The organism is Gracilibacillus saliphilus (assembly GCF_010994085.1).
GTDB lineage: Bacteria > Bacillota > Bacilli > Bacillales > Amphibacillaceae > Gracilibacillus > Gracilibacillus lacisalsi.
In genome coordinates this window covers 14,954-41,682 of sequence record NZ_WJEB01000020.1, presented here as the reverse complement: position 1 = coordinate 41,682, position 26,729 = coordinate 14,954, and the positions used below count along the sequence as shown (strand labels likewise).

The following is a 26,729-nucleotide window of genomic DNA, read 5'->3' as shown; positions in this document are numbered from 1 at the left end:
ACTACTTTGTTTAACCTTCATCAAGGCGATAACAACGATCATAGCAATTAAAGTTATAAGGTTCTAGGTTTTCATCAATTTTTTTTGTTTGATAATTATGCTCCTGCAAATAATGTAATAGATTTGACAGGTGATGAGCTGTTTCATCTTGATCATGCATTAGAATAATTGGTGCTACCCCATCTTTATTTAACTTCTCCACTTGTGAAATCACGTTCTGTACGTATTCGTCTTTGGATAAACTCCAATCACTACTATCTACATTCCAATCCCATAGTTTCAATCCATTTTCATCAAATATTTTTCGGAAAGAATCAGTTAAATAAGGAATGCTGCCGTAAGGTGTGCGAACTAAATTGGAGTGAACACCTGAAATCTCCTCTAAAGTTTCCTGTGCTACTTTCATCTCGTTTAATGCAGATTGTTCTGATTGATAAAATTTATCTCGCTCATGGGTAACGCCGTGTAAACCAACGGCATGGCCTTCCTTCACAGTACGATTCACTGCCTCTGGAAACATTCTCATTGCAGGTTCAAGCATAAAAAATGTTGCTTTTGCATTAAATTGGTCAAGCGTATCGATAATTTCACTTGATGCAGAACTAGGTCCATCATCAAATGTTAAGTAAACGGTTTTGTTAGTACTTTCATCATTTATGGATTGATCAGCATTGCTTATGTCATTATCCTTTTTTGTATCTTCCGAGTCTGCTATTCCATCTTCTAAGTCGTTTTCTAATCTTTGCTCACTCATTTGTTGATTGTCCGTGGTGCTTTTCGATACCGATTTATTTTTGTCTGCTAGTAGAAAAATAAGCAGTAACGATAATACACAAATGATGATTAGTTGAATTTTTTTTACCATATATCTTACATTCCTTTCGCTGTACTCTCTTATTTGATTTGGCATATTAATAGCGTAATAGAGTGAAATAAATATAAGATAAAGATGGAATGAATATCTGTTAAAGATTCAAACATTTATAAAATTGGAGGAAGCCATACATTTACATATACAAAAAGCCATCCAACTCATGATCTTCTGATCAATTGTTAGATGGCTTTCAAGCAGAGCCTTAGTTATCCTTATCTATATACTTAAAATAGCTGACTACGTGTAGCTTTGAAATAAAGTTTGATCAAAAACAGCTCACAGCCCCATATTTTATGACTAATAAAAAGAATCCATTCTGAAAAAAAATTGATCAATAGATTCCTCCCCAGATTGATTGCGCCACTAGTGGATTGATCCATATTAATCTTTTCGTTAATATATGGGAAGCATCAGACCATAACTAAACCGAGACAAACCATACGTCACGCCAATCAAATATAAAATTTCTCTCAACACTATTCTGCCCCTATATCCTATAAAATTTATTATTTTGGACAGGTCCTTAAAAGATTCGTTCTAAAACACCTTGTTTTTCTGAGCTTTCTTTATACTCTTTAATCCCTTCAACAATTGAAGTGGCAACGCGTGATTGAAAATCATCAGTCCGCATTTTGGACTCGTTCTGAGCATTTGTTAGATAACCTACCTCTATCAAAACTGCAGGCATTTCCGTATCCTTTACAACAAATAGATCCTCCTTTTTTACTCCTCTATCTCTAAATCCGGTTGCTTCTACCACATGGTTCTGTATAACTTCAGCCAAAAGGCGGGAATTCTTATGATAATAAAATGTTTCCGTACCCGAAACATCGGGATTTGAAAAAGTATTTCCGTGAATAGATATAAATAGATCCGCATTTAGTTTATTGGCATATTTAGGTCTGTATCTGCTTTCCTGTGAAATAAAGCTATCATCCGTTCTTGTCATAAAAACTTCTATTCCAGATTCCTGCTTTAATAGTTTTTCCAACCGTTTCGACAAACTTAAAGTAAAACTCTTTTCATACTTGCCGCTGGCACCTGTTGCCCCATTATCTTTACCGCCATGTCCCGGATCAATTACAACCTTCAAAGTTGTTTCTGATTTATTATCTTTATCGTTAGTATGACTTTCATTATTGTTATTATTATTGTCGTTGGAATTGCTGCTGCAAGCCGACATTATTAATATTAAAAATAAGAGTAATGTAATCATTAACACATTTTTTTTCATACTTCTACCTTCTTTCTATTTTTATAGTTTAGGAGTGCTATTAAGCATCAAGACGATGGCAACGGTCATAGCATTTGAGTTGTACTGGTTCAACTGAATCAGCATGTTTCCTTGTTCTGTTAAATAGGTCAATAGCTTCGGTAAATATTTCGCCGTTTTGAATTGGTCGTGCAGTAATATATAACCCCTTCCTTTTTTAAATGTAGGCTTGTACTTTTTAAATACTAATAGTGAAAGATAAAGATGAGATAAAGATGAGGTTGATATCATTTAAAGATTTATAAATAGTATTGTAATTTGAATATAGTCAATGAGCGTACACGAAAAAACCATCTGTTCAATGAATGCATTGAACAGATGGCTCAAATAAAGTTAAAAGTTAATGATCCCTTAAGGTTGGCGGAATACGGAATGAAAAGTTACTACTCTTTTTTGTTTAAATAGAAGAAAAACAGCACGCCATCTTCTGTATTCGATACACCGTACTGTGCACCATGCAGCTCTAAAATATTCTTTGAAATAGCAAGTCCTAATCCTGTTCCGCCTTTTGAACGCCTGCGAGAAGTATCTCCACGATAAAAACGATCCCATATTTTTTCTAAATTCTCCTGCTCGATATGAGCCCCTTTATTCTCCACACATACTTTTACACGCTCCTGCTCCTCTATCGTGGAAATAATAATACTTTTATTTTTTGGCGTGTAACGAATCGCATTGGTAATAAAATTAGTAATAACTTGTTCAATTCGATGTTGATTCGCAACTACCTTAGTTTTAGAAAGTTGTTTATGAACATGTAATTGCTTGTTCGTAATGTCTAAAGCTAATTGCTCACATATATACTCAATGATTTGATCAATATAGAAAACATCCATTTTCATTTTATACGTACCAGATTCAAATTTTGCTAATTCGAGCATATCTACAATGAGCATGTCCATTTTATCTACTTCTTTGGACATTGCTTTAAAATAATGATCTTTTTTATTACTCGCTACACCATCTTCCAAAATTGAGATACAACTCTTCATAATACTTAAAGGCGTCTTTAATTCATGGGAAACCCCGGAAATAAAATCTTTACGTGTATTTTCTAATTGTTTTTCTTTCTCTACATCCTGCTGCAGCTGATTAATATACGAATGTAATGTATTAGAAAGCGTATTAATATTGTGTGACAGAGTGCCAATTTCATCTTTTGATGTAATGGGTATTGTCTCCGAAAAATCTAGGTTTGCAATCTTGCTAGTTGTATCGTTTATTTGTAACAATGGTCTAGCGATCTTTTTTGAATAATAAAATGATGCGAGAACAATCAAAAACAGTACAAATATAATAAAATATACATAATAATCTTCTAGCATTTGCACAGCTTCATCAATTGGTTGTAAGGATGTCATTGCAAAAATATAGGTAGTTTCACCATTATTATTTTTAATGGGTCTAATTAATACTTTGTAATTAATATTATTTATCTCGTAGTCCATTGTTTTAGCATTGCTACTAGGTTTTTCATTAAATAACAGGTTTTGTTGAAATTGTTTTATTCGTTCTATAAACACACGATTTGTATATATGTTTGAACGTATAGTCCCTTCAGGTAACTGCAATTCCTTAATATGTCCTATTAAAAATATCTGTAAGTCTTTTTTGGTGGAAGGTTCCGTTTCAGTCCTATTTCCAAATAATTTTTTTGATAGCAGCTTATTCTCTAGGGTGAAATTCCCGTCTTCTTCCGTTAAAATAACGGGAACTACAGTATCATCTTTTATTGCCCCATCAATCATAATGTTCTTTCCCTGTTCTAAATTAAATTTTAATCTTTCAATATCTTCTAAGCCAATGAAGCTATATAATGGTATGGTAATGTCACTGTCCATGAAATCCTTGTTTTTGGTACTGATTATATGAACTTTTACAGAAAAATCATTGGCGTATTTAATATTGCCCGCACTATCTAATGTTGTAATCCATGTTGCATGTTCCTTATAGAAATCCCTCTCCAGCTTTTGAATCGCTGGTACATCTTCTTCAGCCTTTAAGTACTCCTTCTTAAAAGATTGAATACCTGTTTCAATATCGTTTACCTTTTGATTTGCATAATATTGCTTAAAAAATATCGTTTGTCCAATAAAAATAGTTGACAAAATGAGCATACATAACAACGTTGTCAGTAAAAATAATTTTAATACGATTCCTTTTTTCATGCTCTGCCCTCAAATTTATAACCGACACGAATAACGGTTACGATACTATTTGCTTTATCACCTAATTTATGACGTAAATTACGGATGTGGCTATTGATTGTGCGATCATCACCGTCAAATTCATAACCCCAGATTTTAATGATTAGTTGTTCCCTCGTAATAATAATCCCTGGATTTTGCATTAAATAAGCTAATATTTCAAACTCTGTATGTGTCAAATTTATATCGACTCCGTCTACTTTCACTAAATGTGAAGGGAAATGGATTTGGATGCCATTTCCAGACAAAGAATCTTCATTAGAAAACTTATCCTCGCGAGAATAGCGGCTATCTATTAATCGTTTTACTCTTGCTAACAAAATTGGCGGACTGTATGGTTTTGTAACATAATCATCAGCACCTAATTCAAAACCAAGCAGGGTATCATCTTCATCTGAACGGGCAGTCAGCATAATAATCGGCACATCAGAATGTTTTCGAATGCGTCTGCAAACAGACCATCCATCTAACTCAGGCAACATAATATCTAGGATAATTAAATGCACTTGATATTCTTCAAATATAGCTAAAGCTTCATTTCCATCTGTTGCTTCTAATACCTTATATCCTTCATCCAACAAATAATCTTTCACTATTTCACGTAAAATGTCTTCATCTTCTACAATTAATATTAATTTATTCATTTTTTGTCTCCCTTCGCAATGTTAAAAGGTATGGGCCTATGAAAGATATCATAACGATGTAAAGATGAGATAAAGATATATACCCGATATTATTTGTGAAACTGGTACGAATTCATTTATAAGAAATGGGGTAATCGGAAAATAGTGTGGCATGCTATATTCCAATGCCCAAGTATTTTCCGCTCTTCAACTATCGCGCCCTTTAACAGAAGAGTGGATTTCAAAAAACATTGTAAAATAAGATAAATGCAGCAATTACAGTTAGTATGCTTGGTACAATTCGTAAAATAAGTAAAGGTTTAATCTTTTAAACCACCCAGTAAGCAATATTCCGATCAATTAATCCGGCTGGTCTCCCCAGAAGAACGCATTGGTATACTTATATATCTTCATCTTCTGCGACCGATATTGTTTTACTCATTCGAACCTTCCTTTATTTAACCAAATATGAATATATTACGAATTATTGCGTATCCGCTAAAATAATAATAACAGAAGCATGTAAAGATAAGATAAAGAATGATAATCCGATCTACCAATTACTCTTTTGATATCATTTTTCATTAGGATTTAAATAATTCAATTGTAGTTAAAATTCTCCCCATCTTCCTAGCAATTATATACTTGTGTGGAATACTATAAAATTAAAATGTATAAAATTTTAAGTGCTAGTTAAGATATAGAACCAGAAATTTACTTACATGTATTTTAGTTGATAATGAAGTAAATAAATAACGCAATGATAAGATTAGTTATTCCTATTACCCCAGTTCGAATAGTTATCGTATTTCGATTTTTTCTATCCTCGGTAGATTCTGTTCCATAATTGGCTCTCATTCTGTCTCCACTTAGCAAGGCACCCGAAAAAATCATTGATATTCCAATAAACACGATTCCAATACCACCAGTGATCATATATGCCTGATCGATTCCCCACAAAATGATGGATAGTACAATACCTAACACAGATAAAATAATGCCGATAAGAAAATATTTCAAGTTATCCCTCCTTGATATACTTTACGATTAAACATTTAATTTGATTCATTTGTGAATTTCGTTTACTTTTTATTGTGATGGCAACAAAAAATAACAACAAGATATTATTGACATATGTTTAGATTGTAACTAGTTAATAAAACTGGCTGCTAAAACATACTCATGTAATATTTAACGGAAATCATTGCTGGAGGTGAATCATTATTAATCAATGGAATGTCTGTTATTATCGTACTCCCCTTTTGAACCAATTACAATAAGGTGGTTATATACTGTATACAAGGCATGCGGAGGCTACTATAGGAGAAGACCTACCAAATCTAAACTTTGAAGATTGCTCTACACAAAGAAACTTATCTGATTCGGGTAGATGGCAAGCTTTTTTATATGGAATTACATTTCGCAACCTGCAAATTCCTGTACAAACCCCTGTGATAACTAGTCCTTTTTGTAGGAATATCGAAACTGCTATGATAGCTTTTGGAAATACTAGCTATCAAGTCGATCCATTTTGGGTTGAAGTATATCATTTAAGTGCCGATTTGAGTATAGAACAGACAGAAAGCATCGTAAAATGCTTCTACTCCCTTTTAGAAATTAAACCACCTGCTGGTCAAAACAAGATTATTATTGCTCACAGTTTTCCTAATCATATTGGGTTAGGACCAATTCCAAACATGGGTACTGTTATGATTGAACCACTTGGCCAAGGTAAAGGTTTTAATCTTATTTCTCGCTTTACTTTACGCGAATTGGAAATGCTTGACGGTATGTAATGATTAAGAAAGGGTTATCCCTGTATAAAGGAACAACCCTAACATTTTTTAATCGGCGATAATTTCTATCCTGTCTTCTAATATATCTGACCTAACTTCCAAATCGGATACCTCAGTAGGCAATGCATCATAGCGTATTTCAAATTGATACCCACCAGTCCATTTACTACTGTAACCACTGCCCATACGCTCTATTTTATTACCGTCAGCTACAAGCTCTAGCTGATCAAACAAATTTTGATCGATCATTTCTTTCGTTGTAGAGCCCCTAATCACGGTTGTGGTTGGTGATGCCGTAATCGTCTTAAATTCTACATATCCATTATCATAATGGATTTTTCGACCGATTCTCTGTTTGAAAATGGCACCCATCGCTTTATTTGGATCGTAGTCAAAGGTTAGTGTTTTGTCTGACATTTGAAAATGTAAAGTTAATTCCTTAGCAAAGCCATTTGGTGGTTCAAAGGAATATGTCCCCTTTACTGTGCTTTTATCTTCACTTATCTTGGCTGCCCCACTGTCCATATGAGAATTGGTAAAAAAACCAGATAGTTTAATTGGTGTGTAATCTAACTCGGGGGCATCTAAATTATTTGATTCACTCGTTAAGGTATAGTATAGAATGAATTGATTATCATCAACCATTACGCCATTGACAGTAAATCTTACCCCACTTTCTAATGTTATGCTTTCATTAATACTTTGGCCGTTTCCCATTTTATTTAAATCTTGTAACGTATCCGAAATGACATCCACGTTATCGAAGCCTATTATTTTCTTACCATAATAAGCTAGCCCTTGGTAATTATAACTTATCAAGATCGAAAAAAAGATGATAGCTACCGCAAATTTCCAAATAACCTTTGTTCTATTAGATTTTTTTCTATCTTCTCTTTCTAAGGAAGCACGCAAGCGATCCTCCAGATGTTCCGGAGCATGAAGAGAGGCTAATTGTTGCTTCTCTTTTTGTATCTCTTTCTTTACACTACTCATTTCGATCACCTCGATACAAAGAATGTAATTTTTTTAAACCGTAAAATACTCTTGATTTTATCGTTCCTATAGAAGTATTCGTCATGTTGGCGATAGTTAGGAAATCAAGGTCATGTAAATATCTTAAGCGTATCGCCTCCGCTTGCTTTTCATTAAGATGTGCCAGCATGCTATGTATGTCTAATTGCCTCTCCACTCGTTCAAAATCATTATGAGCTTGTTTCAACGTATTTTCTGCTTCCTGTTCATCTAATAGAACGGTTTTATTTCTTTTGCGGTAGGCATTATGACAACAATTAACTAATATTTTTTTACTCCAGCTGTAAAAAGATTTGTTGTTTTTTAATAAGTGAATGTTTTCATAAAGCTTAACAATCATATCTTCTATGACATCTAAAGCATCTTCTTCCTTTCTCATATAGGAAAATGCCAAGCGATAATAATCATCTTTTTGACTTAAAATCAGGCTTAAAAGTGCTTCTTTATCCCCTTTTTTTGCTTTCTTTACCAGTGCTACATTCATTACCGCTATCCCCCTCTCCTATATAAGAGTATTGAAACATGCAATAAGTTCATTATAAATGAAAAAAGAAGGGAAAACTTTTGACAATTTCCCCTTCTTTATCTTCGTTATTTATTTTTAGCTTTTTTTTGATTGATAGCAAGTAGGATTCCTGCACCTATCAGTAAAAGACTAATCACTGTAACTTGGAAATACTGATGATATAATCGTTGAAAATTGATATGAAATAACTTTTCTAAATAACTGGCAAAGACGGGCATCAACACTGAATCAAGTAAATAGAACAAACCAAGTATAATGAGCGCAATACCAATCCATTTTTGATAACTAGCTAAATATTTTATGATCGGAACATCCTCAAGTACTTCATATTCAAACCGATTCGCTAACTGTAAGGCATCAAAGAAACTAAAAAACCAAATTAACGGAATCAAAAATAGAAAAAGTGATAAGTTTAGTACATCCAAAATATAAATCGAAAATAAAAAGGATGCCATTAACTGAATCCCTCTTTTTTGCAAGCCTAAATACAAATGACCTGCTCCAGGGAAAATTGATAAGATAGTCGCGATCATCTTACTTTTTTTCTCATTATCTTGTATTCGATTAAAATCGTCCATGATGGTTCGATCTTCTAATTCGATACCTGCCTGTTTTTGATTTAATAGCTGGATAATATCAAACATGCTATATATCCAAATAATTGGAAGTGCTAATAGAAAAATCAAAAAAACAGCACTCGTTAGAAAGCTAATAAAGAAAACCATGATGATCACGCCGAAAAAGGCAGCAAGTATGGTTAATCCACGATAAGACAAGCCCAAATAAAAATGTCCCATTCCAGGTATTACCGACAATAACATTGTAGTCACTCGCTCGTTAGAAGTTTCCTTTAGGGTATGTGTCTCACTACTACTCTCATTTGTACCATTGTGCACTTTTGCTATGAAAAGTGTTATCGTAATATCCATCATATTAATACCCCATATCATGAAAGCGAAAAAGGCTAGTATGAAAAAAGTGTCATAATAGGGATCAAACCCGAATATCACCATATAAAAAGCTAATACAACAGTTATAGCAAAAGTAAGTGTATAAAGAACACCCCGAATTTTATGTCCCCAGTAAATATGTCCAAATCCTGGAATGATTCCTAGAAAAAATGCAGCTAATCCTGATTTATTCATGTCGATGAACCCCCTTTATTTCTTGTAATACACCATCTGTTTTCGTCATGAGGTGGTCCGTAATAGATCCACCTTTTTTCTGCTGGATATCTGATACATCTAATGCCCCTTGGAATACACCAGTTATAGTCAGTAAAATCGTTAAGCTAGCTGCTACAAGGTAATGGATGAATACATTGTTTTGTTTCTTTTGCGGAGGAGCAGGTAGTCTGATTTCCAATTGCTGAAGTGTATCATCTGTAAAATCATTGGAAAGCCCACTGTTCATTTCGACTTCCTCTACGATTGATAAATATAAATCAGTGCATGTTTCACATTCTAATAAATGATTTTCAACTTCTGTCTCCTGGTTAGACTCAGCATTTATATAAGCCAGTAGAGCGTCTCTTGTTATATGTTTCATGTTAAAAATCCTCCTCCTTCCAGTTTTCCTTCATCCATTTTCTTGCTCGATATAATCTCATCTTGACATTCGTTTCTTCCACACCTAACTTTTGTGCAATTTGTTTATAAGATAATTCTTCAAAATAATAAGCTTTCACCACGATTTGAAACTTTTCCGGCATATTATTAACGTATTGATGGACCTTGTTTAATGTATCTTTACTGATGATTTGTTCGTCTGGATCTGTCTGCATACTTACTGGTTCAAATTCTTCAAAGGTTTCTAACTCTTCTTTCTGTCTTGTCTTCTTTCGCTTATAATCAATTGCTTTATGTAGGGCAATACGACTAATCCAAGTTTTAAAGCCTTTATGCTGATAGGAAGAAAGAGCATCAATCATTTTAATAAAGGTTTCTTGTGCTAGATCTTCTGCGATCTTTTCATCATGTACGACACTATAAGTTACTTTAAAAACATGATGTTTGTACCGCTCTATCAACAAGCGGATCGCATGTTGATTGCCGGCTCTTATTTTTTTGATCAGTTGTTCATCTTGAATGATGCTCCCCCCTTCCTTTTTTATGTCTCTCCTTTAATTGACGTTTAAAAAAAGAGAATGACTACAAAAATATTAAAATTTTTTTCACTTATATTTCTCAATAATCATGATATAATGAAAGAATAGAATACCAAAGAAGTCAGGAGTGAGGATTTGCCCAAGTTTCGAACGATTGTTTTCTTCCTGTTAATAGGAGGATTAATATGGTTTTTATACGAAGATGATTTTAAGCAAGATGGATTAACTGGCGTTTGGTATGAGATGAAGGATGATTTTAATCAATTAAAAAATAATAGCCAGATAAGCAGCACAATCAAAAACCTTCGTTTCGAATTAGAAAATTTTTTTGACTCCGTGACAGACGATCATTCTGAAGATGTACCTTCCCCTAATATAGAATCACCTGATCTCACGAAACCTTCTGAACAAACTTTTTCGATTCATAACATCGAAATTAATGATAAAAAGTCAGATGTTGAAAATATTGTTAATGACTTGAAACGAAGTACATTAAATGAATATGGGACAAATTGGTACACTTACCATGAACATTATCAAAATTTTGTCATGATTGCTTATAACGATGATAATGAGGTTGTAGGCCTATACACCAATCAAGATCTGATTAGTTCGAGCGTTGATATAACCCTACAAAACGATAAGAATGACGTTAGAGAAACATTTGGAGAACCGCTTGATTCCATAAAAAAAGGATTTGTTAAATATCGTATCAATGATAACGATGAACAGGACACCTATTTAATCGATGATAACTATGTAACCATTTTTTATGACATTCATCAAGAGAATAGGATAGCGGCTATTCAAATCATTCATGAAAGTCTGGAAGACCGAAAGGAGGACTATTTTGCAGCTCCGGATAGTGCCTTAGCAGAGGGGTTAGAATATCAGCTGTTTGATCTTACAAATGCTGCAAGAGCTAAATTCGAAGAACCAATATTGGAATGGCATGAAACCTCTAGAGTAACTGCTCAAAATCATAGTGAGGATATGGCGGAAAATAATTATTTTGGACATACCAATTTAGATAACCAATCACCATTTGACCGCTTGGAAGAAGATAACATCACATTCCGTATGGCTGGAGAAAATTTAGCAGCAGGACAGCCTAGCAGTATCTTTGCTCATCAAGGCCTTATGAATTCAAAAGGGCATCGGGACAATATTTTAAACTCCGATTTTAGACAAATGTCTGTAGGGGTTGCTTTTCAAGAAGATGGGCAACCATTCTATACTGAAACCTATTTAACGCAATAATGCTTACCTTCTAAAGGTAAGCATTATTTGTAATTAGGTAAGTATAAATTTTTTGGATTTGTCTAGCTCCAAGCACCGAGAAACTAGGCGACTTCACGAAGCTCCCTACGATAATTAATTTTCGTTATCATGTTTCATGTGATGTTTATGATCCCATTTTGGAATGAAGTTATTTTCCTGGAGCTTCTCATATTTTTTCTCCATATGTTGGATTATTTTTTGAGCTTTTTCTTCTGGAAACACACCATATTCTACGTACTTTTCAATGATTTGCTTTTCTTTTTCCATTACTTCCTGTTTCAGAGCTTTGATTTCACCTATCTGCTCAACAGAAAGTTTCACTTCCTCTGTTTCTGCCTGTACAGATGAAAGGAATAATCCTCCAATGGAAATGGTCAATGCACATGCAATAAAAAACTTCCGCAATTTGATCACACTCCTTTTTCCCTTAGTATTGCAACCTTTTGCACACTTATGCGAAAAATTGGAGTGGTTAGCTGAAATCTTTCATCCAGTTTATTAACAAATCTTCCTGATACAAGTCATTCGGATATTCAATAATTCCTGTATCCTCTTGCTCATATAGATATATTAATAATTCATTGATCGCTCCCATGTACTCCTGATACAGGAATTCATAACTGATCGTCTCCTCAGGCATGACTTGATCAGCACAAACTGCGGGATCACTATAATTAACGTATGTTCGACAGGGTAAAGGTCTTATCTCGTATGCCAAACATTGATTCGTATCTGTGTCTAACATAACACAAGGTAATAAAGATTTTTTATAGTCATACTTGTGGTTGTGGTCTGTTACATCCAAGTCGGAAAACTGATCCACCTTCTCCTTATACTCTCGATAGTAATGGGCAAAATGCTCCACTATTTTTTCTTTCCGCTCTACAGGCATTTGTGTTATAGAACGCTTGATTAACTTGGCTTCCATCTTATTAATAACAATCGGAAAGTAGCAACAAAAAGCACAACCCATTCGGCAAGTTGGTTCTAAGTCTACGGTCTTTTCCATCTGATTAATTTCCGTTGATACGGCTTCAAGCAGAAGCTGAAAACTTTTAACTAATTTTTGGTCTGCGGAAAGATTGCTATCTATTAATTGATCAACAATTTGATAGAAAGCATCTTCGTTAATTTGGTATTTCTCATTTAATTCGTTACATTTCTCGATAATTTCTTCCTGTGTTAAATAATGATTCATATTTGGTCTCCTGCTAGTTTTAATTCTTTGACTAGTATAACAGATTTTTGAACAGACAGTATTACAGATTGTTTTCCAAAAAGAAGAAGATTTGATCCAGCTCATGACAGGTTAAATTTATTGTTCTTGTCATTGTTTCGTTTAACTTTTCGATTGTGAGTTCATTAATATCTTTCAAATTTCCTATTTGAAGATAATAATTGGTAAATTGCCAATCTAAATGATGATTATCTTTCAATTTATTTTTAATCAATTTCTTGGAAGTCATGTAATATTGATATTCTTCACTTGATAATTTATTCTTCGGCTTATACTTATATGGAGAGGATTTTATAACGAGAGAAAACCGATTCATATCCCAAATAAAGTAAAGGCTGACCAAGATATTCTGGGACTTGTTTTTCCAACTTTTTTTATGTATCTCGTAATGCCAGTCAATATGACCTTTGCCCTGTACAGTAAATGTTTTTCTCCTATATTGTTCATTTTCAAACTCTTTAAACAATACTTGGACTACCTTGTCAAAAACAAGTGGAACCGTCAAATCTTCACCTTTTGCTTTTTGATTAACTTCTTTTAATGACCATTTGGGATCAATAGTCCAGTTGCAAGTGCGCTCAATTGGCTCATAATGTTTTGTTAAGAAATGACTCCACCAATGCCATAATATAATATGCTCCGAAATTTGTTGCAAGTAACGAGAAAATATCTGATGAATCGTTTGATTACCAATATATACGATATTTCGCTCTGTTAAATTCATTTCTTTTAAAGATGATAGATAACCAGTTTTAAAATAGACAGGTATAATATATCCTTTTGTTTCTAGCTTCTTTAAGGTATTAACATAAAATTCAGGTTGATCTTGACGACTTTCTCCACTATTTACTTTATCTTCTATGACAATATAGACTTTCTCATTAGAGATTTTCGATTCAAGGATTAATAAAATATCAATATGATGAGTTCTTTATATCAACTAAATAATAATCTTCAAAACTTTCGGTAAAGGTTTGGTTTAATTTTTGAAATTGATGAAAGATATTATTTAATATGTCTTGTGCTATCTGTCCTGCTGTTTCTGCACTTTCTTTCCTAGCATGCTCAAACAACCAACACAAAAAAGCGTCTTGTGAAAGTTCACTTGTTGCAAAATCAAATAACTTTGGCTCCTCTATATAACCAGATCGGCTGTCGCGAGCTTCTCGCAATAATGATAAACCATCCACGGAACCAACATATGCTTCCCAATATCCGCGTGCTAATATCGAGTCAATGTTCATCACTGGAAAACATACATTTTGGGCTTTATCTACAACTCTCCCATTATCACTATCAAGTGCAACTAAAAATATTTCTGAATCCTGCTTTGCAATAACCATAGGATAAGTCATGTTCTTTTGAATGAACCCACATTGATTATCACATACATAGACAAAGTCAGCATCAAGATAAATCTTATGATTATTCATGAGTTCTATCGTTTCTGAAACTTGTTCTTCTACATTACCTCTACAGATAGGACACTTCGTATTAATCATAGTAGTCTCTCCTCTCCTCACTATAAACGTTTGATATGTAAAAAAAGCGCCATCTTTTTAAACTTCTTCATTTATATCGGCTCATCCCTTTTATGATAAAGAAAAAGGCATAAACCATGTTTATTAGACTGATTTATACCCTCATTGTTAATCCTTTTACCGTACATATTCAACTGGAAATACTGTAAATTGGTTACTGCAAACATACGAAAAAATTAACCAAACAACTAAGATGAGGAAAAATAACAAATCTTTATTCGTATAACCTAAATGATAATAAAAAGTTCGCTTATTATTTTTCGAGAATTGTTTCGCCTCCATAGATACGGCAATTCGATGTGCTCGTCGAATACTTTGGGCTAATAAAGGAATGGCATATAATTTTACTTTTTCGTACATCCCTTTAATCCCCTTTGAATATTGGACACCTCTCACCTTTAACGCTTGACGTAATGTTTGGAATTCTTCCACAATGATCGGTAACATACGGATTGCCGCCATAAAACTATAAGCATACTTCGGCTTTAACTTCAATTGCTGCATCGTGGAGTAAAATAAATTTACGGGTCTAGTCGTCAAAGCGAATAGTAAACTTAAAAGGCCAAAAACCATACTTCTTAATCCTAAGTGAATGCCACGATAAAAGCTCTCCTCTGTGATATGTATGAGACCGAACTTAAACCACGTTTGTTCCCCCTCCCCAAAAAAGATCATCGTTGTAGAGGAGGAAAGAAAAATAATCGCTAATGGAATAGCTAATAACCCGATAACTTTCCAACGATGTCCGGTACCAAAAAGATAAAGTACAACAATTCCAGTAATCATATACAACAAAAAGTTAGGATTATGGACAAACAACAATCCAATAAATAGAGCAGTTAATGTCAATAATTTAAAACTAGGATTTATCTGATGTAACCAGGTTGGTTGGTAACTAATACTAATAGACATACATATCATCCTTCAAGATATTTTCTTGCACTCTGGAAAGATCTAAGATTTCCATAAGTTCCCCATCTTTTATTCGCCATTCCTTCGTTGCATATAATTCAACTATTTCAGGCTGATGGGTAACCATCACAATCGTGATGCCATTTTTTCGGCATTCTTCAAAAAGTTCAAGCATTTGAAAAGTGTTTTTGGCATCTTGACCAAAGGTCGGTTCATCCAAAAGTAGAATATCAACATCTGCAATGGTAGCGGTTGCTACACTTAATCGTTTCTTTTGACCAATAGATAATTGATAGGGATGGTGGTCTTTAACATGATATAAGTTATATCTTTTTAAATGTGCTTCTATCCTATCAGCAAACTCTTCTGGGTGAGCCTCACTATTTTTCAAAGAGTGCTCTAGTTCGGCATAAACACTATTCGTGATAAATTGCAGTTCAGGATTTTGGAACACATACCCCATCTTCCGATAATCACATGTGTTAATATTATCTGATAAAAAATAGTTAATCTCTCCTGATGTTTTAATCAATTGCATTATTGCAAGCATCAACGTACTTTTACCTGAACCATTTTCACCAGTTATCGCTAGCCAGTCACCTCGATGAATCACTGCATCGTTAACATGCATTTTTATTTGTTTTTGGTAGTAACCATGAAAGGAATCCATGGTTATAATCGGTTGATGCATGTTATCATATTGGGCATAATTAGGAAGTTGCCGGGCATAGTCATCCCAAATGTTTGGATACCATATTCCATATTGATACAACTTACTTCGGAATCGATTGAAGATATCGTTCGGTTCACCATCAGCCACTATAGCACCTATTTCATCTAAAATAATGACCCGATCAACTAAGGGTAAAACATGGTCAATTTTATGTTCTACAATCACAACTGTCTTATCTTCTGAAACTTCCTTCAAGGTATCCCAAACTTGTTTCGTGCCAACCTGATCCAGCATAGCAGTTGGTTCATCTAAGAACAACACTTCAGGTTCCAAGGCTAATACCGATGCTATCGCAAGCCGTTGTTTCATACCGCCTGATAATTGTTGGATAGAAACGTGTTGATCCGCTAATTGTAAACCAACCTGATCTAGGTATTGGCTAATTAAGGAAGCCATATTTTGCTGAGGTATGTTTCTATTTTCTAGTACAAAAGCAATCTCCTCATCTACATAAGGCATACAAAACTGGGCATCTGGATCCTGAAAAACCATTCCATACGATTCTGAAATCTTCCGTTTATCAGCTTTAATAGGTACTTCTATCACGTCAGGTATTAAGCCAGCCAATATCTGAAGTAAGGTGGACTTTCCCGATCCTGATGGACCGACAAGCAATACTTTCTCACCTTGTTGAATGGATAGTGAAACATCTTTAAATAATAATGATGTTTCATTTGGATATTTAGCTCGTAAATTTTTCACTTCAAGCATGCCAATTTACCTCATCTCATCTTCGAGTCTTTGATAATCATCATTAGTTACTGGACGGATTGCCTTTGTGACACCTGTTTTGTCCAATGCTTCTACCAAGTAATAAGCAAATACACCCGTAATCAATATCGATCCTACTAATCTGGCAACGATCAATAATGTAAGATTCCATAATGCTAATGAATCGATATAACCATAAAAAACATCTAATAATAGTGATCCTATCGCAGCGCCTATTGCTGCTAGACAAGTAACATACAGACGATAACTCTTATATCGATACATAGCAAAGATTAGTTCACAGCCTAATCCCTGTATAAGACCATATAAAAGGAGTGATATACCCCATTGTCCACCAAATAAAAACTCTCCTTGAGCAGCTGCGAGTTCTGCTAATAAAGCAATACCCGGCTTGCGAATAATCAGAAAAGCTACTGTTGCAGCCATAAACCACATACCGTATATTAACTGATCCACATGTAAACCAAGTATCCCTACAAAGCTGTATAATGGACCCCACAGTTTGTAGATAACACTAAAAATAAAGGCAATAACAATTGTTATTAAAATATCAGTCAAAGTTAATGTTTTTCTCATCTACATCCATCTCCTTTTTTAAATTAAGAATAAGTATTCGTCTAGTCTTACCCGTTCTTGATCACTCACTTAGTTACAGCAAAACCCTCCTCCAAACACAAAAAGCCACTATCCATACATACGTAGAGATAGTGGCTATACTTATCCATATAAAAAGTATTGCAATATATTAGATACTAGCCACTTCCCTACGCTGGTATAAGCCAGATCAGGTTCTAAGGGTCTTAAAGTAGCACTTTAATCTCAGTCTTTAAAAGACACCCCTAGTGGAATGTGTTGATAATATTTAATTCGACTTCATCATATCAAATTTTTCCATATTGTCAAGAAAATTTTTTTGAAAATCAGATTGCATGAATCGATATTTTTTGATATAGTTGGTAACAACGTAAAACAATTAAATATTTTGCTTCAATTTTTATTGAAGTGAGAATAGAGGTGCAAAAACCATTAGTACATAGTGGGAGGCTGGTGTTGCCTGAGAAAGCTATCGAAAGGGGAATTTGCCGAAGTAAAATAAGTATGCATCAGCTTATTTTACTGGTCCTTCATTGAATAAATGCAGGGCTGTCATATAGTGCCACACTATATGGAGGGCTATCTCACGCATCGAATCCAATTTGAATTCCAGATGCAACAATGCCCTCATTGTTGCATCTTTTTATTTTCAATTGGTGATGAGATACCCTCTATTCAATGGAACTAGTCAAATTGTTTTAAATCTTTGAATAGAGGTGGATATATCATGAACTTTGGACGTGTATTAACAGCGATGGTAACTCCCTTTGATCAAAATGGAGAGATTGATTATGGAAAAACAGAACGATTAATTAATTATTTACTACAAAATGGAACTGATGCACTAGTTGTTGCCGGAACAACTGGAGAATCTCCTACACTATCAAAAGAAGAGAAATTATCTCTCATTAAATTTACGGTTAAAGTCGTTAATGGTCGCGTACCTGTCATAGCAGGGACAGGATCAAACAACACTCGTGAATCTATAGAAATGACGAAAAAGGCGGAGACGATTGGTGTAGATGGAGTTATGCTTGTTGCACCCTACTACAATAAACCTTCACAGGAAGGCTTGTATCAACACTTTAAAGTCATTGCGGAATCTACCACACTCCCAGTGATGTTGTATAATATTCCGGGTAGAACTAGTGTAAATGTGAATCCTGAAACGATTATTGAACTTGCTAAAATCGATAATATCGTTTCTGTAAAAGAAGCTAGTGGTAACCTCGATGTGATGACCAAAATCATTCGAGAAACAGACCAGGACTTCTCTCTATACAGTGGTGATGATAATTTGACACTTCCTGCTGTTGCCATTGGTGCAAATGGAATTGTATCAGTCTCTTCACATATCATTGGTAACGAAATGAATGAAATGGTTGCTGCTTGTCAAAATGGCGATTTCTGGAGAGCGCAGGAGTTACATCAATATTTACTCCCAATTATGCAAACGATGTTTATGGCACCAAGTCCTACACCGGTAAAGGCAGCTCTAGGGTTGAATGGTATAGACGTAGGAAATGTCCGTTTACCATTAGTACCATTAAACGAAGAAGAAATGCAAATATTAAGACACCATTTACATTTCCTTCAAGAAAATTATTATGCTGGTTAATATAAAAACAGTTCACTAACTATAAAGTGAACTGTTTTCATTTTTTTCATATAAAGAAAACATTAAACCATTGGTGGCACATTTTTACAATGGGTTAGAAATTGCTATTTATGAGTAAAAACAACCACGTTACCTCATGCTAGCGTTGTAGAGCAGATCTTAGCGAAGCCCGCACACTTCCACTCCTGTGGGAATGGTTTGACCTGAAGATCCACTTTTTCGAGTGGGTTTTGCTCGCAAAAGTTAGCTGAAGGGCAAACCCCACGGAAAGGGAAGTGGGCAGCCGGAGTGGCGGTTAAGCTGTTCAAGTATTTCATAATGGAAGCTAGAGAAATGGTAAATCTTTAGCTTTTAGGACTGAGCGTTTGTTGCTCAGTTTTTCTTATGCTAATTCGGCAATTACGTGTGCTAAAAGTATTGTTCTAGGGACAAATGAATCTAATTCCAGATATTCGCTTTCTCGATGGGCTCTTCCCCCGATGGGTCCTAGTCCATCAACAGTTGGTATACCTAAAGCTGATGTGAACGAAGCGTCAGATCCACCACCTGTTTCTGTATCTTTGATAAAAATATCTAGTTCGTCCCCGACTCGTTTTATAATCCGAAGCAGTTTTTCTGTTTGTTCCGTTTTTTCCATCGGTGGGCGATTAATATCACCTTCGATTTTTACTTTTGTTCCATCTACTTCTGTATTAGCCATAATTGCAGCAATTTGTTCTTTAATTTCTTCTGCTTGTTCTTGTGTTCGAAAGCGCACATCTATTTGTGCTGTTGCATGATCGGAAACAGTATTTACAGAGGTTCCACCTTCTATTAATCCGACATTGACATGAATCCCTTCTTCTTCATCGGTAATATCGTATAATTGAATAATTTTATACGCTAACTCTTCGATTGCGCTTCTCCCCTTTTCCGGTTCAATACCAGAATGAGCTGCTTTTCCGATCACTTCTAATTTATAAAGCCCTTTTCCTCTTCTTGCTGAGACGATTGCTCCGTTTTTTCGGGCAGGTTCCATTACTAAAGCAAATTTTTTATTTTGCGCATGTTTCTCGATTAATGCTCTGGAGCTTGGAGAACCGATTTCTTCATCACTAGTAAGTAATATTTCCACCTGTTCGACAGCCGCTTTCTTATGTTCTAGTAATGCTTTCATCGCATAATATACTGAAACAAGACTTGCTTTCATATCGATTACTCCAGGTCCGTATGCTCGATTCCCATTAATATGAAATGGTCTTTCATTAGCTGTTCCCTTTTCAAAAACGGTATCCATGTGTGTAAGGATTAATATTGTTTGTTTTGAAGGATCCACATTCTTTTTTCGAATAATTAAATGATTGCCTGCTTCTTCTTGTTTCACTTCTTCCACTTCGAAATCAATTTGTTGATATATTTGTTTCATGACTGCTCCTACTTTATCGACACCAGCTTTATCGTAGGAGCCACTATCAATATTGACTAACTGTTCTAACATGTTCAACATATGCTCTTGTTGTTCTTTTAAATAACTTTTCATCTCATTCCCTAACTTTCTATATATTGATTATGAAAATCATACTATAACTTTGTCGATTTTGCTATACTATTCATGGCTACTAATATTTTAGAATGGAGCGTATTTTATGAAGATATTTGTTGATGCAGACGCTTGTCCGGTTACTGAAATCATTTTAGACGAGGCTAGGCGTTTTGTAATAGATGTGATACTAGTAAAAAGTTACAGCCATTTTTCGTTACAAGATACACCTAAACATGTAACAGTAAAATATGTAGATGACGGAGCTGATGCAGTTGACTACCGCATTGTACAAATGGTTCAGCATAATGATCTCGTCATTACACAGGACTATGGGCTTGCAGCACTTTGTTTAGAGAAAGGTTGCTTTTGTTTGCATCATGTTGGTTTTACTTATTCAAAGGATAAAATAAACCAAATGTTACAAGAGCGACATGTAAATGCTAAAGCTAGAAAAGCTGGTATACGAACGAAAGGCCCAAAGAAATTTACCGATGAACAAAAAAATAGCTTCCGCATGAAGTTACGAAAGCTATTGGAGCTATATTAATCTTTTTCCTCTTCTTCAATGATTTCAGCAATTCGGCTAATTTGCCAACGTTTTGCTGTTTCATCATTGATTTCATATACTTTACCTGCTCGCAGTAATTCCTTGTTATAAGTGGATTGCACGAGCATTTTTACCTTTTTTGCCATTAGTCTTCCTCACCTTCTGTTATATAAGCACTTAGCCAACGAGTACAAGCTTGTTTCCAATCTACTGTATTAGGATGTTCATCAGCAAGACCCAAACCATGTCTGCCGTCTTGATAAATATGTAACTCATAAGGGATTTGATAGTGTTGCAATACCTCTGCATATTTTAAGCTATTTACTGATAACACCGATTGATCATTTGCAGTAGACCAGATAAATGCGGGCGGAGTATTTTCATGTGCAATTTTCTCACATGAATACTGATCAATCAATTGTTGATCTGGATTTTCACCGAGTAAATTTGTTTTACTACCTTCATGTGTAAATTCGTCCATGGTAATCACTGGATAACATAGGATTTGGAAATCAGGTCTTGATGTATAACCTTTTGATTCTAAGTAACGATTACTTATTATCGCTGCAAGGTGACCACCGGCAGAAAAACCTAATACCCCTATTTTATGTTGATCATTCAATCCCCAATCAGTTCTTTTGATTTTCATCGTTTGGATAGCCTGTTGTGCCTGTTCAATCGTTTCTTGTTGTGAAATCGGTGCAACTTGGTATCTTAATACACATGCATGAAATCCATTTTGATTTAACCACTTTGCGACAGGTTCCCCTTCATGATAAGCACGATGACCATAGCCTCCTCCTGGTATAACTAAGATGATCGGTGCTGTCCGACCTTCCTCGATTAAGTACGGTGTAATACTTGGAACATCTTGATGCAAAAATTCCTCTTCCCATTTTACGTTGTCTTTCTCAATTATTTGCAATGAACCAACCACCTTCCATAAATTATTTTTTCAAAAATAGGTGAATATCCCATCCCAAATTGTATTTCGTGCATAGGCTACTATCAAGTGATGAAAGTTTACAGAAGGAAGGGGAATGCTTAATGCATCATCACCACTATCAAATGGCACCTCAACAATTTCGCCATCCACAACAGCCACACGGGCAAGAAAGATTTTTCGGACCAATCGGACCATTAGGAGCAGGTTTACTAGGTTTTGGGTTAGGATATTTAGGAGGCGAACTCCTTGACGGTCCACCGGGGCCATATCCATACCCGCCACATCCACCTTACTACAATTATCCTCCATATGGACCACCATTTCCACCAGGACCATATGGACCAGGATCGCCGTATTTTGGACCTTTTTAAAAATTGACTTTCAACATTGTAAATCAGAGAACATGAATAGCTAAATTTATAAGGAAGCGCAGGATGATCCAAGGAGCATGATGAATGCTTCCTTGGATATTCGTTTCTATTCCTTGGGTTCATACTTTTGCCAAGGAACAGAGCTCTTCCATTGTATAACAAAGAGATCAGTTTCTGACTGATCTCTTAAAGTGTTTAGTGTATACCTTTAGGAATTGCATTGTTAATCGTTTATGCTTTTAGAACAAGTGCATACTTAAATAACGTTCACCTGTATCTGGAGCAATGCAGACAACTTTTTTACCTGCTCCAAGTTTTTTTGCTAGTTGGATAGCAGCAAAAACTGCTGCGCCTGCTGAAGGACCAACAAAAATTCCTTCTTCAGATGTTAGCCGTTTGAATGTGTTTACTGCGTCTTCATCTGCGATTTGAATAATTTCATCATAGATAGAAGTGTTTAAAATATCAGGAACAAAACCAGGACTTGTGCCAACTAACTTGTGTTTACCTGGTTTACCACCAGATAGTACAGGCGATCCTTTAGGCTCGACAACAGCAATATGCAGATCGGGCAATTCTTCCCTTAATGCTTCACCAGTACCTGTAATAGTTCCACCAGTTCCGGCTGTTGCAACAAATCCATCTAAGTCATGGTTTGTTTGTTCTAAAATTTCAAGAGCTGTCGTTTTTCGGTGAATATCTGGATTTGCCTTATTTTCAAACTGTTGTGGCATAAAGCTATCGGGAATTTCTTCAACTAATTCTTTTGCCTTTTTAATAGCTCCAGGCATTTTTTCTGCACTCGGTGTCAAAACCACTTTAGCACCATATGCTTTTAAAATATTGATACGTTCCTGCGTCATATTATCTGGCATCACCAAAATGGCTTGATAACCTTTGGCAGCGCAAGTCTGTGCCAATCCGATACCTGTATTTCCACTTGTTGGTTCAATAATAGTAGAACCTTCTTTCAACATTCCCGCCTTTTCCGCTTCGATAATCATGTTATAAGCAGCTCGGTCCTTCACGCTTTTTGAAGGATTAAACATTTCTAATTTCACATAAATATCAGCAGCACCTTCAGGTACAATACGATTTAATTTAACTAAAGGAGTGTTTCCAATTAACTCCGTCATATTTTGATAAACATTCATCTGCCTACCCCTTCCTACAACATCTTCTCCTATCATAGCAAGGAATCCTCGACAAATACAAGCATCATACTTGAATCGTAAAAATGGGGTTTGGTCTTTTTCCTCCCTTTTCTGAATTCAGATGCACCTTAAAGCACTTTATCATCAACAGCATCACACTACACAATCTGTATATATTTACAAATCATCTACAGCAATATAAGCAGCTCGAATTGGTCCGTGGACACCAACTACCAGATTCATTTCAATATCAGCACTGTTACTTGGACCGGTAATAAAATTAATACAGGAGGCAATATCTTCTCCTTTTTCGACTTGAGCGTGAATATAGTCAGTTGCCTGGGTCATTCTTTTTACGATGGAAGTCCTCGGAATAATTGCTATATAATTGGCTGGTAACAAGCTAACAGATCGCCCTTGTCCTTTATCATTCAACAGAACAACTGTTCCCGATTCTGCTAAAGTAATGTCACTAAACGTAATCCCCACCTCAGCTCTTTCTGCTATTTTAATGGAGTTTTCTCGATCATTACGGTCCCACTTAAAAGCATTCAAACCTTGTAAGTACTCCTCTATGTTAGCATTATCAAATCTCGGATCATCTGAATAAACAATGGATTCTGATTCGTATTCCTCCATCACTTCTGTTATGGTTCCAGTTAATTCAGCTAATGTTGTTTGATAAAAATCTGTGTGAATCTCTTTACACTGTTCTCTTAACACACTAATTAATTGATCTTGATCATATCCTTCTAATACTTTTTTTTGTGGTGTCACTGACCAGTTAGGTTTTTCTACCGGTTTATTGGTAGCAATGCCACCTATCTTTTCGCGAATATTTGTTAAAAAGGAATCACGGTTGATAATATTACCTTTAGGCATTTTTTTCACCTCGTTTTTGGCGATCTTCAAACCAATCACGAAAACGTTCATTGGCAGGCTGAGGGAAGTCTCTCGCGTGTGTCCAATGTTTTAATGGTCCAGGACCTTTCGTGATCATCTGATTTTTAGCAAATGGTGTCGTTAAAAATGGTGCCATTTTCGTTGCAGTCCGATAAAGATTTGCTGAATTGACTAGTTGTTCGAAACCTCGCATCACAACGCGTTCTGACAATGTTGTTTTTTTCTCATCCTCGACAATTTTTCTCCGATGCATAATCAATTGTTCGTGAAGTGGAATTTTTACCGGACAAACTTCTGTACACGCTCCACATAAGGACGAGGCATAAGGTAATTCTTTGTACTCATCATAGTCTGATAGTAAAGGAGAAAGCACCGCACCAATTGGTCCAGGATAAATCGATCCATATGCATGCCCTCCAACATGACGATATACAGGACAGACATTGATACATGCTGCACATCGAATACAATGTAATGCTTCCTGAAATTCCGTACCTAAGATTTTTGATCTTCCGTTATCCACAATAACTAAATGAAATTCTTCAGGGCCATCTGCTTCTTCTAGTTGTTTAGGACCTGTTAATGCGGTAATATAACTGGTTAATTTCTGACCAACTGCTGCTCTCGTTAACAAGCTAACAACGATATCAAGCTCTTCCCATCCTGGAACAATTCTTTCCATTCCCATAACGGTAATCTGAGTTTTCGGTAGTGCTGATACCATGCGAGCATTACCTTCATTCGTAACCAAAGCAAATGAGCCAGATTCTGCAACCGCAAAATTACATCCCGTAATGCCTAAGTCAGCTGAAAGAAATTCTTCCCGTAATTTTTCACGGGCAAACAACGCTAGTTCTTCCGGTTTTTCTGAATTCAAGTAATCTAATTTCTCTTCAAAGACATCACGGATCTGTTCTTTATTCTTATGAAGTGCTGGCGCCACAATATGTGATGGAGGATCATGATCATCCAGTTGCAAAATATATTCGCCCAAATCTGTTTCAATCACTTCACACCCGATATCCTCGAGAGCTTCATTCATGGAAATTTCTTCTGTTACCATCGATTTTGATTTAGCAATTTTCTTTGCTTCTTTTTCTGTCGCTACTTTTTGAATATATTCGTTCGCTTCTTCTCCCGTTTCGGCAAAAAAGACATGTCCGCCTAGTTCCGCGACCTTTTCACTTAATTGATGTAAATAATAATCTAAATGTTCAATCGTGTGACTACGGATTTCTGAGCCAAGTGTCCGCCAATCTTCCCAATCACCTAATTCATCTGCTGCAGTTGCTCGTTTATCTTGCAATCTTCCTTGCGCAGACCGTACAGCTCCACGCATAAAGTCATCTTCTAAACCTTTTGTTACCCTTTTTTTAAAGTCTTTCTCTCCAATGTGCATCGGCATTACAGGTCACCTCTGCTATTTAAGATTTCCGCGATATGCTTTACTTCAACAGAACTTCCATTCCTTGACAAACGACCACCAATATTCATGAGGCAGCTACCATCTGCCCCTAGTAAAAGGTTCGCTTTCGTTTCTTCTATATGTTCCACTTTCTCATCGACCATCTGTTCTGAAATGTCACTCATCTTGACCGAAAATGTTCCACCGAAGCCACAACAATCGTGGCGATTTGGTAAATCAATCAGCTGTAGGCCTTTTACATTCTCCAGTAATTTAAATGGTGCTTCTGTTACACCTAATAACCTTGTCATATGGCATGACGTATGATAAGTAGCAACCCCCTCATAGCTAGCTCCTACATTTTCTACACCAAGTACTTCGACAATAAACTGTGTTAACTCATATGTTTTATCTTTCAGTTTCCTCGCTCGTTTCTGCCATTCTGAACCTTCTTCAAATAAATGTACATATTCATGAATCATATAAACACAAGAACCCGAAATACCTACTACATATTCGGCATCTTCAAAAGTTTCCACTAAATGCTTTGCCACCTCTAATGTTTCCTTATGATAACCACTGTTATAGGCAGGTTGGCCACAACATGTTTGCGCTTTCGGAAAATCGACTTCACAGCCGAGATGTTCCAACAATTCGACTGCAGCTTTTCCTGCATTCACATAAAACATATCTCCTAAACATGTAACAAAAAATGATACTTTCATGTTTTTACTCCCCTTTTAGGAACATCGCCATTGCTCTTTCTATCATTCTATCATGTTTCCTCCATATAGT

29 protein-coding genes and 2 riboswitches are annotated in these 26,729 nt (G+C 35.4%); of the genes, 5 read left to right on the top strand and 24 right to left on the bottom strand.

From position 1 onward, the window contains the following. Positions 1-10 precede the first annotated feature (10 nt). The 5 genes from GHT08_RS13590 to GHT08_RS13570 all read right to left on the bottom strand — a co-directional run bounded on the left by GHT08_RS13590 (position 11) and on the right by GHT08_RS13570 (position 5,997). Positions 11-865 carry a polysaccharide deacetylase family protein gene (locus GHT08_RS13590; RefSeq protein ID WP_272953898.1) on the bottom strand — a complete coding sequence of 285 codons (855 nt, stop codon included), beginning with the start codon at positions 863-865 and terminating at the stop codon, positions 11-13. 532 nt (positions 866-1,397) lie between these two features. Further along, positions 1,398-2,108 carry an N-acetylmuramoyl-L-alanine amidase family protein gene (locus GHT08_RS13585; RefSeq protein ID WP_163581933.1) on the bottom strand — a complete coding sequence of 237 codons (711 nt, stop codon included), beginning with the start codon at positions 2,106-2,108 and terminating at the stop codon, positions 1,398-1,400. A gap of 422 nt (positions 2,109-2,530) precedes the next feature. Beyond that, positions 2,531-4,315, bottom strand: coding sequence for a sensor histidine kinase (locus tag GHT08_RS13580; protein ID WP_163581932.1), 1,785 nt, complete (start codon positions 4,313-4,315; stop codon positions 2,531-2,533). Continuing rightward, positions 4,312-4,998, bottom strand: a complete 687-nt coding sequence (locus GHT08_RS13575; RefSeq protein WP_163581931.1) for a response regulator transcription factor — start codon at positions 4,996-4,998, stop codon at positions 4,312-4,314. The genes GHT08_RS13580 and GHT08_RS13575 overlap by 4 nt, the downstream gene beginning before the upstream one ends. Before the next feature lie 708 nt (positions 4,999-5,706). Next, on the bottom strand, positions 5,707-5,997 hold the full coding sequence (locus tag GHT08_RS13570; RefSeq protein WP_163581930.1) for a DUF5316 family protein: 291 nt from the start codon (positions 5,995-5,997) through the stop codon (positions 5,707-5,709). A gap of 470 nt (positions 5,998-6,467) precedes the next feature. Between GHT08_RS13570 and GHT08_RS22225 the strand changes: the two genes are divergently transcribed. Continuing rightward, positions 6,468-6,773, top strand: a complete 306-nt coding sequence (locus GHT08_RS22225; RefSeq protein WP_238343576.1) for a histidine phosphatase family protein — start codon at positions 6,468-6,470, stop codon at positions 6,771-6,773. Between the two features lie 48 nt (positions 6,774-6,821). Here the strand turns inward: GHT08_RS22225 and GHT08_RS13560 are convergent, their stop codons facing one another. From GHT08_RS13560 to GHT08_RS13540, 5 genes are all read right to left on the bottom strand, one after another. Then, on the bottom strand, positions 6,822-7,766 hold the full coding sequence (locus tag GHT08_RS13560; RefSeq protein WP_163581929.1) for a DUF4179 domain-containing protein: 945 nt from the start codon (positions 7,764-7,766) through the stop codon (positions 6,822-6,824). Then, the gene (locus tag GHT08_RS13555; protein WP_163581928.1) at positions 7,759-8,289 is read right to left on the bottom strand and encodes a sigma-70 family RNA polymerase sigma factor; all 531 of its coding nucleotides are present in this window, start codon (positions 8,287-8,289) and stop codon (positions 7,759-7,761) included. Before GHT08_RS13555 ends, GHT08_RS13560 begins: the two co-directional genes overlap by 8 nt. Positions 8,290-8,396: 107 nt before the next feature. Continuing rightward, on the bottom strand, positions 8,397-9,476 hold the full coding sequence (locus GHT08_RS13550; RefSeq protein ID WP_163581927.1) for a hypothetical protein: 1,080 nt from the start codon (positions 9,474-9,476) through the stop codon (positions 8,397-8,399). Next, positions 9,469-9,879 (bottom strand): hypothetical protein, encoded by a 411-nt coding sequence (locus GHT08_RS13545; protein ID WP_163581926.1) that lies wholly within the window; start codon positions 9,877-9,879, stop codon positions 9,469-9,471. The genes GHT08_RS13550 and GHT08_RS13545 overlap by 8 nt, the downstream gene beginning before the upstream one ends. 1 nt (position 9,880) lies before the next feature. Then, positions 9,881-10,402: an RNA polymerase sigma factor gene (locus GHT08_RS13540; protein WP_272953899.1), complete on the bottom strand. Its 522-nt coding sequence runs from the start codon at positions 10,400-10,402 to the stop codon at positions 9,881-9,883. Between the two features lie 171 nt (positions 10,403-10,573). On the opposite strand from GHT08_RS13540, the gene GHT08_RS13535 reads away from it, so the two are divergent. Next, entirely contained in the window at positions 10,574-11,698 is a 1,125-nt protein-coding gene (locus GHT08_RS13535) for a CAP domain-containing protein (protein ID WP_163581925.1), read from the top strand. A gap of 114 nt (positions 11,699-11,812) precedes the next feature. Here the strand turns inward: GHT08_RS13535 and GHT08_RS13530 are convergent, their stop codons facing one another. The 7 genes from GHT08_RS13530 to GHT08_RS13500 all read right to left on the bottom strand — a co-directional run bounded on the left by GHT08_RS13530 (position 11,813) and on the right by GHT08_RS13500 (position 17,450). Further along, positions 11,813-12,124, bottom strand: coding sequence for a YckD family protein (locus tag GHT08_RS13530; RefSeq protein WP_163581924.1), 312 nt, complete (start codon positions 12,122-12,124; stop codon positions 11,813-11,815). Between the two features lie 67 nt (positions 12,125-12,191). Next, on the bottom strand, positions 12,192-12,917 hold the full coding sequence (locus GHT08_RS13525) for a YkgJ family cysteine cluster protein (protein WP_163581923.1): 726 nt from the start codon (positions 12,915-12,917) through the stop codon (positions 12,192-12,194). A 61-nt stretch (positions 12,918-12,978) separates the two neighbouring features. Continuing rightward, positions 12,979-13,680: a hypothetical protein gene (locus tag GHT08_RS13520; protein ID WP_163581922.1), complete on the bottom strand. Its 702-nt coding sequence runs from the start codon at positions 13,678-13,680 to the stop codon at positions 12,979-12,981. 190 nt (positions 13,681-13,870) lie between these two features. Then, positions 13,871-14,458: a hypothetical protein gene (locus GHT08_RS13515; protein ID WP_163581897.1), complete on the bottom strand. Its 588-nt coding sequence runs from the start codon at positions 14,456-14,458 to the stop codon at positions 13,871-13,873. Between the two features lie 156 nt (positions 14,459-14,614). Then, entirely contained in the window at positions 14,615-15,409 is a 795-nt protein-coding gene (locus GHT08_RS13510; protein WP_163581921.1) for an energy-coupling factor transporter transmembrane component T family protein, read from the bottom strand. Next, positions 15,399-16,853, bottom strand: a complete 1,455-nt coding sequence (locus GHT08_RS13505) for an ABC transporter ATP-binding protein (protein ID WP_163581920.1) — start codon at positions 16,851-16,853, stop codon at positions 15,399-15,401. The genes GHT08_RS13510 and GHT08_RS13505 overlap by 11 nt, the downstream gene beginning before the upstream one ends. A 6-nt stretch (positions 16,854-16,859) precedes the next feature. Next, positions 16,860-17,450, bottom strand: coding sequence for an ECF transporter S component (locus tag GHT08_RS13500; RefSeq protein WP_163581919.1), 591 nt, complete (start codon positions 17,448-17,450; stop codon positions 16,860-16,862). A gap of 168 nt (positions 17,451-17,618) precedes the next feature. Beyond that, a riboswitch (TPP riboswitch) is annotated at positions 17,619-17,725 on the bottom strand. Between the two features lie 150 nt (positions 17,726-17,875). Further along, a riboswitch (Lysine riboswitch) is annotated at positions 17,876-18,058 on the top strand. Positions 18,059-18,195: 137 nt separating this feature from the next. On the opposite strand from GHT08_RS13500, the gene dapA reads away from it, so the two are divergent. After that, complete coding sequence (gene dapA / locus GHT08_RS13495) at positions 18,196-19,086, top strand: 4-hydroxy-tetrahydrodipicolinate synthase (RefSeq protein ID WP_193568304.1); 891 nt, start codon at positions 18,196-18,198, stop codon at positions 19,084-19,086. 382 nt (positions 19,087-19,468) lie between these two features. Here dapA and GHT08_RS13490 read toward each other — a convergent pair whose 3' ends face one another. Next, the gene (locus GHT08_RS13490; protein WP_163581918.1) at positions 19,469-20,605 is read right to left on the bottom strand and encodes a M20 family metallopeptidase; all 1,137 of its coding nucleotides are present in this window, start codon (positions 20,603-20,605) and stop codon (positions 19,469-19,471) included. Positions 20,606-20,711: 106 nt separating this feature from the next. Here GHT08_RS13490 and GHT08_RS13485 point away from each other — a divergent pair, with 106 nt between their 5' ends. Beyond that, positions 20,712-21,155 (top strand): YaiI/YqxD family protein, encoded by a 444-nt coding sequence (locus GHT08_RS13485; RefSeq protein ID WP_163581917.1) that lies wholly within the window; start codon positions 20,712-20,714, stop codon positions 21,153-21,155. Here GHT08_RS13485 and GHT08_RS13480 read toward each other — a convergent pair. Then, a complete protein-coding gene (locus GHT08_RS13480) occupies positions 21,152-21,301 on the bottom strand; it encodes a hypothetical protein (RefSeq protein WP_018933964.1) in 150 nt (49 codons plus the stop codon). The two genes, GHT08_RS13485 and GHT08_RS13480, sit on opposite strands and share 4 nt — an antisense overlap. Further along, positions 21,301-22,080 (bottom strand): alpha/beta hydrolase, encoded by a 780-nt coding sequence (locus GHT08_RS13475; RefSeq protein WP_163581916.1) that lies wholly within the window; start codon positions 22,078-22,080, stop codon positions 21,301-21,303. Before GHT08_RS13475 ends, GHT08_RS13480 begins: the two co-directional genes overlap by 1 nt. A 122-nt stretch (positions 22,081-22,202) precedes the next feature. Between GHT08_RS13475 and GHT08_RS13470 the strand changes: the two genes are divergently transcribed. Continuing rightward, positions 22,203-22,472, top strand: coding sequence for a hypothetical protein (locus GHT08_RS13470; protein ID WP_163581915.1), 270 nt, complete (start codon positions 22,203-22,205; stop codon positions 22,470-22,472). A 239-nt stretch (positions 22,473-22,711) separates the two neighbouring features. On the opposite strand, the gene cysK is transcribed toward GHT08_RS13470, so the two are convergent. The 4 genes from cysK to GHT08_RS13450 form a co-directional block, all read right to left on the bottom strand. Continuing rightward, positions 22,712-23,626 (bottom strand): cysteine synthase A, encoded by a 915-nt coding sequence (gene cysK / locus GHT08_RS13465; RefSeq protein ID WP_163581914.1) that lies wholly within the window; start codon positions 23,624-23,626, stop codon positions 22,712-22,714. Between the two features lie 177 nt (positions 23,627-23,803). Further along, the gene (locus tag GHT08_RS13460) at positions 23,804-24,508 is read right to left on the bottom strand and encodes a LutC/YkgG family protein (RefSeq protein WP_163581913.1); all 705 of its coding nucleotides are present in this window, start codon (positions 24,506-24,508) and stop codon (positions 23,804-23,806) included. Next, positions 24,501-25,934: a LutB/LldF family L-lactate oxidation iron-sulfur protein gene (locus tag GHT08_RS13455; protein ID WP_163581912.1), complete on the bottom strand. Its 1,434-nt coding sequence runs from the start codon at positions 25,932-25,934 to the stop codon at positions 24,501-24,503. The genes GHT08_RS13460 and GHT08_RS13455 overlap by 8 nt, the downstream gene beginning before the upstream one ends. Next, positions 25,934-26,659, bottom strand: coding sequence for a (Fe-S)-binding protein (locus GHT08_RS13450; RefSeq protein ID WP_163581911.1), 726 nt, complete (start codon positions 26,657-26,659; stop codon positions 25,934-25,936). The genes GHT08_RS13455 and GHT08_RS13450 overlap by 1 nt, the downstream gene beginning before the upstream one ends. Positions 26,660-26,729: the final 70 nt, after the last annotated feature.

What these genes read in the sequence shown, in the direction of transcription:
- GHT08_RS13590 (WP_272953898.1), bottom strand. Translation starts at nt 865, where the DNA reads ATGGTAAAAAAAATTCAACTAATCATCATTTGTGTATTATCGTTACTG.
- GHT08_RS13585 (WP_163581933.1), bottom strand. Translation starts at nt 2,108, where the DNA reads ATGAAAAAAAATGTGTTAATGATTACATTACTCTTATTTTTAATATTA.
- GHT08_RS13580 (WP_163581932.1), bottom strand. Translation starts at nt 4,315, where the DNA reads ATGAAAAAAGGAATCGTATTAAAATTATTTTTACTGACAACGTTGTTA.
- GHT08_RS13575 (WP_163581931.1), bottom strand. Translation starts at nt 4,998, where the DNA reads ATGAATAAATTAATATTAATTGTAGAAGATGAAGACATTTTACGTGAA.
- GHT08_RS22225 (WP_238343576.1), top strand. Translation starts at nt 6,468, where the DNA reads ATGATAGCTTTTGGAAATACTAGCTATCAAGTCGATCCATTTTGGGTT.
- GHT08_RS13560 (WP_163581929.1), bottom strand. Translation starts at nt 7,766, where the DNA reads ATGAGTAGTGTAAAGAAAGAGATACAAAAAGAGAAGCAACAATTAGCC.
- GHT08_RS13555 (WP_163581928.1), bottom strand. Translation starts at nt 8,289, where the DNA reads ATGAATGTAGCACTGGTAAAGAAAGCAAAAAAAGGGGATAAAGAAGCA.
- GHT08_RS13550 (WP_163581927.1), bottom strand. Translation starts at nt 9,476, where the DNA reads ATGAATAAATCAGGATTAGCTGCATTTTTTCTAGGAATCATTCCAGGA.
- GHT08_RS13545 (WP_163581926.1), bottom strand. Translation starts at nt 9,879, where the DNA reads ATGAAACATATAACAAGAGACGCTCTACTGGCTTATATAAATGCTGAG.
- GHT08_RS13525 (WP_163581923.1), bottom strand. Translation starts at nt 12,917, where the DNA reads ATGAATCATTATTTAACACAGGAAGAAATTATCGAGAAATGTAACGAA.
- GHT08_RS13520 (WP_163581922.1), bottom strand. Translation starts at nt 13,680, where the DNA reads ATGAATTTAACAGAGCGAAATATCGTATATATTGGTAATCAAACGATT.
- GHT08_RS13515 (WP_163581897.1), bottom strand. Translation starts at nt 14,458, where the DNA reads ATGATTAATACGAAGTGTCCTATCTGTAGAGGTAATGTAGAAGAACAA.
- GHT08_RS13510 (WP_163581921.1), bottom strand. Translation starts at nt 15,409, where the DNA reads ATGTCTATTAGTATTAGTTACCAACCAACCTGGTTACATCAGATAAAT.
- GHT08_RS13505 (WP_163581920.1), bottom strand. Translation starts at nt 16,853, where the DNA reads ATGCTTGAAGTGAAAAATTTACGAGCTAAATATCCAAATGAAACATCA.
- GHT08_RS13500 (WP_163581919.1), bottom strand. Translation starts at nt 17,450, where the DNA reads ATGAGAAAAACATTAACTTTGACTGATATTTTAATAACAATTGTTATT.
- dapA (WP_193568304.1), top strand. Translation starts at nt 18,196, where the DNA reads ATGAACTTTGGACGTGTATTAACAGCGATGGTAACTCCCTTTGATCAA.
- GHT08_RS13490 (WP_163581918.1), bottom strand. Translation starts at nt 20,605, where the DNA reads ATGAAAAGTTATTTAAAAGAACAACAAGAGCATATGTTGAACATGTTA.
- GHT08_RS13485 (WP_163581917.1), top strand. Translation starts at nt 20,712, where the DNA reads ATGAAGATATTTGTTGATGCAGACGCTTGTCCGGTTACTGAAATCATT.
- GHT08_RS13480 (WP_018933964.1), bottom strand. Translation starts at nt 21,301, where the DNA reads ATGGCAAAAAAGGTAAAAATGCTCGTGCAATCCACTTATAACAAGGAA.
- GHT08_RS13470 (WP_163581915.1), top strand. Translation starts at nt 22,203, where the DNA reads ATGCATCATCACCACTATCAAATGGCACCTCAACAATTTCGCCATCCA.
- cysK (WP_163581914.1), bottom strand. Translation starts at nt 23,626, where the DNA reads ATGAATGTTTATCAAAATATGACGGAGTTAATTGGAAACACTCCTTTA.
- GHT08_RS13460 (WP_163581913.1), bottom strand. Translation starts at nt 24,508, where the DNA reads ATGCCTAAAGGTAATATTATCAACCGTGATTCCTTTTTAACAAATATT.
- GHT08_RS13455 (WP_163581912.1), bottom strand. Translation starts at nt 25,934, where the DNA reads ATGCCGATGCACATTGGAGAGAAAGACTTTAAAAAAAGGGTAACAAAA.
- GHT08_RS13450 (WP_163581911.1), bottom strand. Translation starts at nt 26,659, where the DNA reads ATGAAAGTATCATTTTTTGTTACATGTTTAGGAGATATGTTTTATGTG.